The sequence below is a fragment of the Lampropedia aestuarii genome (genome assembly GCF_004803635.1).
GTDB lineage: Bacteria > Pseudomonadota > Gammaproteobacteria > Burkholderiales > Burkholderiaceae_C > Lampropedia > Lampropedia aestuarii.
In genome coordinates this window covers 169,577-179,656 of sequence record NZ_SSWX01000009.1, presented here as the reverse complement: position 1 = coordinate 179,656, position 10,080 = coordinate 169,577, and the positions used below count along the sequence as shown (strand labels likewise).

General features: G+C 55.3%; 5 protein-coding genes and 1 tRNA gene. All 6 read right to left on the bottom strand.

Annotated elements, in window-relative coordinates:
- Positions 1-274: 274 nt before the first annotated feature.
- The 6 genes from E8K88_RS08910 to rpoC all read right to left on the bottom strand — a co-directional run bounded on the left by E8K88_RS08910 (position 275) and on the right by rpoC (position 10,067).
- Positions 275-350, bottom strand: a tRNA-Phe gene (locus E8K88_RS08910).
- A gap of 204 nt (positions 351-554) precedes the next feature.
- On the bottom strand, positions 555-1,253 hold the full coding sequence (locus E8K88_RS08905; RefSeq protein ID WP_136406301.1) for a response regulator: 699 nt from the start codon (positions 1,251-1,253) through the stop codon (positions 555-557).
- Positions 1,254-1,255: 2 nt separating this feature from the next.
- Positions 1,256-3,592, bottom strand: a complete 2,337-nt coding sequence (locus E8K88_RS08900) for a sensor histidine kinase (protein WP_136406300.1) — start codon at positions 3,590-3,592, stop codon at positions 1,256-1,258.
- Positions 3,589-4,233, bottom strand: a complete 645-nt coding sequence (locus E8K88_RS08895; RefSeq protein WP_136406299.1) for a DUF4390 domain-containing protein — start codon at positions 4,231-4,233, stop codon at positions 3,589-3,591. Before E8K88_RS08895 ends, E8K88_RS08900 begins: the two co-directional genes overlap by 4 nt.
- A gap of 5 nt (positions 4,234-4,238) precedes the next feature.
- Positions 4,239-5,606, bottom strand: a complete 1,368-nt coding sequence (rsmB, locus tag E8K88_RS08890) for a 16S rRNA (cytosine(967)-C(5))-methyltransferase RsmB (RefSeq protein ID WP_136406298.1) — start codon at positions 5,604-5,606, stop codon at positions 4,239-4,241.
- Between the two features lie 255 nt (positions 5,607-5,861).
- Positions 5,862-10,067, bottom strand: a complete 4,206-nt coding sequence (rpoC, locus tag E8K88_RS08885) for a DNA-directed RNA polymerase subunit beta' (RefSeq protein ID WP_136406297.1) — start codon at positions 10,065-10,067, stop codon at positions 5,862-5,864.
- Positions 10,068-10,080: the final 13 nt, after the last annotated feature.

The window sequence follows — 10,080 nt, the reverse complement described above, 5'->3', positions numbered from 1 at the left end:
AGGACGCTTAAATGCAGGCTTTCTCTACATCCAAACGCCCACGCTTATCGGCTGTAATTTGTTAATGAACAATTTATTTTCAAGCGACTTGCTGCGATCAGCGAAGCCCTCTACTATAGCACGGAAATTTCGAGTAAGTTGAAAAAATTTCAAACCGACCGAAAATTTCACCCAACCAATTTACCACAACTGCAAATCAGTCAAGACACTTACCGCAGCACACAAACTCAATGAGAATCGAAAAATCATTGTGATTTTTGCTGCAGCAAAAAATTGGTGGCTCGGGGCGGAATCGAACCACCGACACGCGGATTTTCAATCCGCTGCTCTACCAACTGAGCTACCGAGCCAAGCCTTGAAGTATAACAGTATTTTTTGATCTAAAAACAAATTTATTGTTTTTTTAAAAACCTGCTTTTCAGTGCATTGCTTTCAAAAACCTTGACTCTGAAAGAGCCAAGCTTCGAAAGATCGCTATTGTAGCCTATTTTTTCCGGCTTTTTGAAACTTTCGACTAAATACCTGTTTGCACCCCAGGTCGTCTGCTGGCGGTTTCAGCGAGTACTGCGGCGTTTGCCCAGTTCTACGCCAAGCTGCCTGAGCTTGCGATAGAGATGGGTGCGCTCCAAACCGGTTTTCTCAGCCACGCGAGTCATCGAGCCACCTTCACGGGCCAAATGGAACTCGAAATACGCTTTCTCAAAATCATCCCGCGCTTCGCGCAAAGGACGATCCAAATCAAAACCTTGATGCGGCTCTGGCAAAAACTCTTCACGCGGGATCGCGCGAATCATGGTCTGCCCACCAGCCAATACTGCATCGCTCGATGGCTCGGCAGCCATCACGCGCTGTGCTGTCGCGGCGACAGCGACTGGCGTCTCTGCAGCTTGCTGTTTCTCAAGAGCCTGGTGGACGGACTTGAGCAGTTTTTGCAAAGTAATCGGCTTTTCAAGAAACGAGAAGGCCCCAATGCGCGTGGCCTCCACTGCCGTGTCGATGGTTGCATGGCCACTCATCATGATCACAGGCATCACCAGCTGGCCACTTAACTGCCACTCTTTAAGCAAGCTGACACCATCAGTGTCTGGCATCCAGATATCCAGCAAGACCAGGTCGTAGGCGTTATCGCGGCAAGCGATACGTGCCTGACCTGCGTTCTCTGCGAGATCAACATGGTGTCCTTCATCGTTAAGAATCTCGGACAACAAATCACGGATTCCCAACTCATCATCTACAACCAATATGTTTGCCATTTCTAAAGTGTATCCTGCTTTGGTTCTTTTGCTTGCTCGCCTGCGTCACTGTGCGTGCGCAGGGCAACTGGATTGAATGATAACGAAACCCTGGCTCCAACCACCAAGCCGCTGTCATTGTGCACATTCGCCAACTCTATCAAGGCATGGTGTTCGTCTGCAATTTTTTTCACAACAGCCAACCCCAAACCGGTTCCTTTGGTTTTTGTCGTGACATAAGGCTCGAACACTCGCTGAAGCATATTGGCAGGAAACCCTGTTCCACTGTCTTCAACCGTGAGCTTGACACAGTTAGCGGAAGAATTCCACTGCGTGGAGATCACCACAGCTGAAGGGGATTCTGCCCGATTCTCTCGCGCTTGCAGGCTTGCATCTTGCGCATTCTGTAAAAGATTGTGGATAACTTGGCGCAATTGCATAGCGTCGCCCCGAATCATCGGACTGGCCATGTCCAATTGGGTTTGCACGGCAAAGCTCGCATTCTCCATGCCATAGAGTTGCATGACGTCCTGAATCAGCGAATTGAGGTCCACATCTTCTAAGACCGCCGTCGGCAATCTGGCGTAATCGCGGAACTCATTGACTAGGCGCTTGAGGGCTTCGACTTGGTCCACAATGGTTTTGACCGATTTGGCCAAGATCGCCTCTTCTTTATCAGGCAGCTTGCCTGTCAGGCGCAACTCCAGTCGCTCGGCCGATAACTGAATTGGCGTGAGTGGGTTTTTGATTTCATGGGCCAAGCGCCTGGCCACCTCTCCCCATGCTTGCGCACGCTGGGCGGAGACCACATCGGAGATATCGTCCATCACCAGCAGGCGATTGCCATCGGGCAGCATCGCGCCACGCGCTACGATGGTGAGCGAAAAGTCGCGAGCAGCATCTGGCGCTGCGCCATGGGGGAGCGCATACAAGTCCACACTTTGTTGCCAGTGCTCTTCATGGCGCAAGCCGTCTCTGATTAAAAACGCACTGAAGCGCTGCGCGACCAGCTCCGCAAAATGCTGCAGATCTGGCACCTCCTGCAAATTGCGTCCAACGTAAGCGGCCAATGGCGCTCTGAGTACACGCGTTGCGCCTGGGTTGATCGATAAAATCGTGCCTTGGTCATTCAGCACAATCACACCAGCTGTCAGGTTATCAAGGATGGTTTGCAACTGACCTCGAGAAGCATCCAACGCCGCCAAACTTTTCTGCTCCGAGGCCCTGGCCATGGACAGCTGATGTGTCATTAGCGCAAAGGCTCTGGTCAGTCCACCCAGCTCATCATTGCGAGGCAGTGCCACTTTGGGGTTGAGATTTCCAGAGGCCACCTCCCGTACACCTTCGGCCAAGATAAGTAGCGGCCTGAGTAGCTGATTGCCTAAAAGAATGGCCAGCACGATTGCCCCGAACACGGCCAAAAACAAACTCAGGGTCAGCGTACCGATATACATGCGCCGCAAGCCCTCACGCCCCAGCGCACGCTGCTGGTATTCACGATTGGCTTGCTGCACAACGAAAGCGTCACGAATCAAGACTTGCGGCACCGGCACGGTCACCTGCAAAAAGCGCTCATGGTCGCTGGCCAAACTCAAAGAGCCACCAAAGCCGCGCACCAACACCAAGGATTGCACCTGCACTTTGGCATCGCCATCGCGCTCGGCCTCTTCCATGCCTTCAAGCACCGCCCACTCGCGGCGTTCACGGGCCGTGCGAAACGCCTGGGCCGAAGGACGCTGAGGAATCAACTGGGCATCGGTCGGCCCAATGCTGAGCTCGACCTCGCCATTGCTGCGCCACAGCACGACTTCACTGGCCCCAAACTGTTCGCGGATTTGCTCCAAGGCAATGCCTAAATTGGCCAAGCCAATTTGCTCGAGCTGAGTGGCCGAATAACGCGCCCGCGCCGTATTGTTCACCACCCAGGCATCCAAGGTGGTACGGGCCATTCCAACCCCGGCGGTCAACGCACTTTCCACACGTGCATCAAACCAATTCTCAATCGAGCGAGAAACGAACTGGTAAGAGATCACATAAATCAGCACGCCAGGCAAAATACCGACAACACAAAACAATGCCGCCAAGCGAAGCAGCAGTTTGCTACCAAATTTATTCTGCCGCAACCTGACCAACAAGCGCGACGTGCCCCAGACCACGATCAGGCACAAGACGACTGCGACGATGCTGTTGAGGCTCAGCAGCCATGGGTAATACTGCTCATACAAGCCTTGGCTATCGGTTGCCAAAGCCAGCAAAAACAGCAGCACCAGCCCGATGGCCGTGGTCACGGCCACCAAGATGCCTAGCATCCAGCTCAGGCGCCGGCTTCTTAATGCGTTGCGTGGGTTGGCTTGGGTCATTGCGTGGCACCGCCTTGCGCTTGGGGCAACAGCACCGCAGATTCGCTCGCACGCAGCAGCAAGTCCCAGTCATTGCGGCCTTGCGCATCAAACTGCAACGGCCGAGGCAGCCGCTCCTGGTCAACGCCTAATGAGAATCGCGCCACATAGGCTTGGTCGCGCGCCAGTTGTGAGCGCTCGCCAATGCGCCAGTTTGAAATGCGCTGCATCAATGCCAGGGCCTGGTCCAAGCTGTCAAAATACTGGGCCAAGCCCTGTGAGGAGTCCGTATGTTTGGATGACTCCTGTGAACTTTGCAAACGCCACACGCGCGTTAGCGGCTGGTAGCTGAGTCGCCAATACCGGTGCGCATCAATGTCCTTCTTGTCCCATAGCCACCAACGCGTGCGCGTTAATGAAGCTTGGGCGACAAAGTAAACGGGAATGCCTTGGTGCAAAGCCTCAACCATTGGACGCGAAAGCATCAACACCATTTGCGCACTCACCACCACCGCGCCATCAGGTTCAACAGCCCAGTGCACCTCTTGCAAGACGGAGTCGCCACTGACATCCAGATTGCTTTGCGCAAACGCCAGCGTCGCCGTGAGCCAACACACAGAGACCAGCCACAGCAAGCAGCGCTTGAGATAGAGGCGCACCATGAGAATCACAAGGCCTTCTGCAGTAAACCGTAAAAGAAGCCATCGTGGTTATCCGCCAGCGAGCCGGATGCTGAGGGCAAAGTCGGCAAAAGCTGCAGACAATCGCCTATTTGGCGTGCATCTGAGTGCTGGTTCACAAAATGCTGCATCTGGTCTTTGCCTTCCCGATGGAATACTGAACAGGTGCAGTATAAAAGACGTCCGCCCGGCTTAAGCAATGCCCACATGCGGCGCAATATCTGCGCTTGCACTTGCACCAACACATCCAGGTCTTGCGGCCTACGCAACCAACGGATGTCGGCATGGCGCCGGACAATGCCAGCGGCAGAGCAAGGGGCATCCAGCAGCACAGCATCCAGCATGCGCCCCGCCAACACCTGTGTGTGCCAGTCATCTGGCTGGCTGGCATCGGCTACTGCAATGCGCACCTGCTGGGCAAAGCCCAAACGCTGCATATTGTCGCCAATGCGTTTGGCGCGCTCGCCATCCACATCCATTGCCACCAGCTCAATAGGCAGCCCGTGTGTAGCAGCCCATTCTGCCAAGTGGGCAGTTTTGCCGCCAGGCGCGGCGCAGGCATCCAAAACCAGCAACGGCGCAGCGCCGGCAAGTGGCGCTGTCAAACCGCTTAGCAGCAGTGACGCAGCATACTGGGCCGCAGCATCTTGCACGGAGAACCAACCATCCTGGTAACCAGGCAGGGCACGCACGTCAACCGCTTTATGCAGGACGATACCAGCCTCGAGCACGCTTTGTGCTTCCAGCCCTGCGCTGAGCAACTGCTGCAAATACGCATCACGGCTGATGTGCACGGTGTTGACGCGGATGGTCAGCGGTGCACGCGCATTATTGGCGGCCAAAATGTCCTGCCACTGGCTAGGATGGTCTTGTCGCAGCACATCGACCCACCATTGCGGGTGGTTGCTGCGTGCAGCCACGTCCTTGTCGACCGTTGCCAACAAGGCTTCACGCTCACGCAAAAAACGGCGCAAACAGGCATTGACGAAGCCGGCCTGAGCCTGCCATTTCTTATGGCGGCGCAGGGCTTCAACGGTTTGATTCACGACTGTGAACGGCGCGTAACTCGCCCCTTCGGGAGCCAGCAACAAGCTCAATGCCACAGCCAAATATGCCTCTACTGCCGCTTGCGGTTTTTTGCTGGCCAGCAATGCAATCAGGGCGCGCGTTTGGCCCCAATGCCGCAAGGCCGTGTACAGCAAGGCCTGGGCACCAGGTCGCACTGGAGTGGCGGGCCAAGCAGCCACCACTTCTCTGGCCGACTGGCCTTGGGCCACTTGCTGCAGGCCTTGCGCAGCCCATTGCACTTGGTCCTTGAGCGATGGTGCTTGGGCGCTTGGAGCAGAGGTTTTCATAGTTCAATCATTATCCATACCGGTATGGCATGTATTGTCGATGCTTTGCAGCGTCGATTGCGCAACGCGCTTGGATTCTAGGAACGTGTTGACGATCTAAGCGCCTGTTCTTAGAACGTGTTTACGATCTTAGAGCCTGCCCATAAAAAAAGCGCCCGCCATAGGCGGACGCTTGACTCGTAGCGCTTGAGCCAGTTTGAAACACAGGGCAAAGCGCCTGTGTCTCAAACTGCCAAACAGCACGTTGAGGCTGTATTACAGACCTGCGTCTGTTTCAGCTGGCTGCGAGGCAAAGCCATTCGAGGCTTCTTGCTCGCTGATAGAGCGGCGTTCTGCATCGTCCATTTGCTCTTTGGCCTTGCGCGCTTGGTGGTAAGCCAAACCGGTACCAGCAGGAATCAAACGACCAACGATGACGTTTTCTTTCAGACCACGCAGCTCGTCGCGCTTGCCCATGATGGCCGCCTCGGTCAGCACACGGGTGGTTTCCTGGAAGGACGCCGCAGAGATGAACGAGTCGGTCGACAAAGACGCTTTGGTAATACCCAGCAATACGTTGGCGTAAGTTGCAGGGATCTTGCCTTCTTTTTTCAGTGCCTCATTGGTGTTGAGGATCTCTGAACGCTCGACCTGCTCGCCTTGGATGTAGTTGGACTCACCTGGGTTCTCGACCACCACACGGCGCAGCATCTGACGCACAATCACTTCAATGTGCTTGTCGTTGATCTTCACACCTTGCAAGCGGTACACGTCTTGAATTTCATCGACGATGTAGCGTGACAACTCTTCGATACCCAACAAACGCAGAATATCTTGTGGATCGGCTGGGCCGTCGACAATCAATTCACCCTTGTTGACCACTTGGCCTTCGTGCACCAGGATGTTCTTCTCTTTGGGGATCAGATCTTCCCAGACCGAACCTTCTGGATCGGTGATTTGCAAGCGAATCTTGCCTTTGGTTTCCTTACCGAAGGACACGGTACCGGTGATTTCAGCCAGCGAGCCTTTGTCTTTAGGCGTACGGGCTTCAAACAACTCGGCCACACGTGGCAGACCACCGGTAATGTCGCGGGTCTTCTGACCTTCGATTGGGATACGCGCCAGCACCTCGCCTGGGCCCACATCCTGACCGTCACGCACTTGCACCAAAGCGCCGATCTGGAAGCCGATCGCCACAGCGTGGTCGGTACCAGGAATCTTCACCTCTTGGCCATTGGCATCAATCAGCTTGACCAACGGACGCACGACTTTGTTGGAGCCACGGCGCTTAGGATCGATCACCACCAGCGTGGACAAACCGGTCACCTCGTCGACCTGTTTGGCCACAGTCAGGCCTTCTTCGACGCCCTCGAACTTCACCTGACCGGCGAATTCGGTAATGATTGGGCGGGTCAGCGGGTCCCAGTTGGCCAAAATCGTGCCGGCTTTGATCTGCTGGTCTGCCTTGACAGACAAGATCGCACCGTATGGCACTTTATGGCGCTCACGCTCACGTCCGTGCTCGTCCTGGATGATGATTTCACCCGAACGTGCAATCACCACCAGCTCGCCTTTGGAGTTGGTCACGTAACGCATCGTGGCATTGAAGCCAATGATACCGTTGGAGCGCGCTTCGACGCTGGAGGCAATCGCCGCACGGTTCACCGCACCACCGATGTGGAAGGTACGCATCGTCAGCTGGGTACCTGGCTCACCGATGGACTGGGCAGCGATCACACCAACGGCTTCGCCGAGGTTGATCACACCACCACGGCCCAAGTCGCGGCCATAGCATTTCGCGCACAGACCAAAACGGGTGTCGCAGGTCAGCGCAGTACGCACTTTGACCTCGTCCACGCCAGCCGCTTCGATTTCATCGAGCTGGTCTTCTTCCAGCAAGGTGCCCGCTGGCAGCAGCATGGCGCGGGTTTCCGGATGCAGAATTTCTTCGGCAGCCGTACGGCCCAAGATGCGGTCGCGCAGCGATTCAATCACTTCACCGCCTTCAACCACAGCGCGCATATAGGTGCCGTTGGCTGTGCCGCAATCTTCTTCGATGATCACCAGATCTTGGGTCACATCCACCAGACGACGTGTCAGGTAACCCGAGTTCGCAGTTTTCAACGCCGTATCCGCCAGACCTTTACGGGCACCGTGGGTGGAGATGAAGTACTGCAACACGTTCAGGCCTTCACGGAAGTTCGCCGTAATTGGCGTCTCAATGATGGAGCCATCAGGTTTAGCCATCAGACCACGCATACCTGCGAGCTGACGAATCTGCGCCGCAGAACCACGGGCGCCGGAGTCGGCCATCATGTAAATCGCGTTGAACGATTCCTGATCGACTTCTTGGCCATGGCGGTCAACGGTTTTTTCCTTGGCCAGCTGTTGCATCATGACCTTGGAGACTTCGTCACCGGCCTTGCCCCAGATGTCCACGACCTTGTTGTAGCGCTCACCGGCTGTGACCAGACCGGAGGTGTATTGCTGCTCGATCTCTTTGACTTCATTCTCAGCACGGGCCACGATTTCGTACTTTTGCGGAGGCACCAGCATGTCTTCGATAGCAATCGAAATACCGGAGTGCGTCGCCAAACGGAAACCGTTTTGCAGCAGTTTGTCTGCAAAAATCACCGTGTCTTTCAAGCCGCATTTGCGGAAAGACGTGTTGATCAGCTTGGAAATTTCTTTCTTCTTCAAGGCGCGGTTGATCACATCAAACGGCAGGCCTTTTGGCAGAATTTCCGACAGCAGCGCACGGCCCACGGTGGTCTCACGCAGCTTGGTGTTCGCTTCCATCTCGCCTGTGGCTTTGTTTTTGATCCACTCAGTCAAACGCACATTGACTTTGGCGTTGAGCTCAACAACACCGGCGTCCAACGCACGAATCACTTCGTTGACGTTGGCAAACACCATGCCTTCGCCCTTGCCGTTGATCTTCTCACGGGTGGCGTGGTAGAGACCCAGCACCACGTCTTGTGACGGCACAATCGATGGCTCACCAGAGGCAGGGAACAAGATGTTGTTCGAAGCCAGCATCAGAACGCGTGCTTCCATCTGCGCTTCCACAGACAGCGGCACGTGCACAGCCATTTGGTCACCGTCGAAGTCGGCGTTAAAGGCCGCGCAAACGAGTGGGTGCAACTGAATGGCTTTGCCTTCGATCAGAATTGGCTCAAACGCTTGAATACCCAAGCGGTGCAGCGTAGGCGCACGGTTGAGCATCACTGGATGTTCGCGGATCACTTCTTCCAAGATGTCCCACACCACCGGTGTGCCCATCTCGACTTCTTTCTTGGCCGCTTTGATGGTCGTGGCGATACCGCGCTGCTCGAGCTGCGCGAAGATGAAGGGCTTGAACAACTCCAAGGCCATCAGCTTAGGCAGACCGCACTGGTGCAGCTTGAGGTAAGGACCCACGGTAATCACGGAACGACCTGAGTAGTCAACGCGCTTACCCAGCAAGTTCTGACGGAAACGACCGCCCTTGCCTTTGATCATGTCAGCCAGCGATTTCAGTGCGCGCTTGTTGGCACCAGTCATCGCTTTGCCGCGGCGGCCGTTGTCCAGCAGCGAGTCGACCGACTCTTGCAACATGCGTTTTTCGTTGCGTGCAATGATTTCCGGGGCTTTGAGCTCCAGCAAGCGGCGCAGACGGTTGTTGCGGTTGATGACGCGGCGGTACAAGTCGTTCAGGTCAGAGGTCGCAAAACGGCCGCCGTCCAGTGGCACCAAAGGACGCAGGTCCGGTGGCAGCACAGGCAGCACTTCAAGCACCATCCAGCCTGGCTTGATACCAGACTTTTTGAACGACTCCAGCACTTTGAGGCGCTTGGAGTTTTTCTTGACCTTCAGCTCGGAGCCGGTCATGTCGCCACGCAGGCGCTCAATTTCGGCGTCGATGTCGATGCCATCGAGCAGCTCTTTGATGCCTTCGGCGCCCATGCGCGCATCGAACTCGTCGCCGTACTCTTCACGTTTGGCGTCGTATTCGTCTTCGCTCATGATGCTGAATTTCTTCAGCGGTGTCATGCCAGGCTCAGTCACCACGTAGGCTTCAAAGTACAGCACGCGCTCGATGTCACGCAGCGTCATATCGAGCACCATGCCCAAGCGCGACGGCAGCGATTTCAGGAACCAGATGTGGGCGCAAGGCGCAGCCAGATCAATGTGGCCCATGCGCTCGCGACGCACTTTGGTTTGGGTGACTTCAACGCCGCACTTCTCGCAGATCACACCGCGGTGTTTGAGGCGTTTGTACTTGCCGCACAAGCACTCGTAGTCTTTGATCGGGCCAAAAATCTTGGCACAAAACAGACCATCGCGCTCAGGCTTGAACGTGCGGTAGTTGATGGTCTCTGGCTTTTTGACTTCACCAAAAGACCATGAGCGAATTTTCTCTGGCGAAGCCAGCCCGATCTTGATCGCATCAAAGTGATCATCGGGGGTAAATTGCTTGAACAGGTCGAGTAAGGATTGCATTGCGTTAACTCCT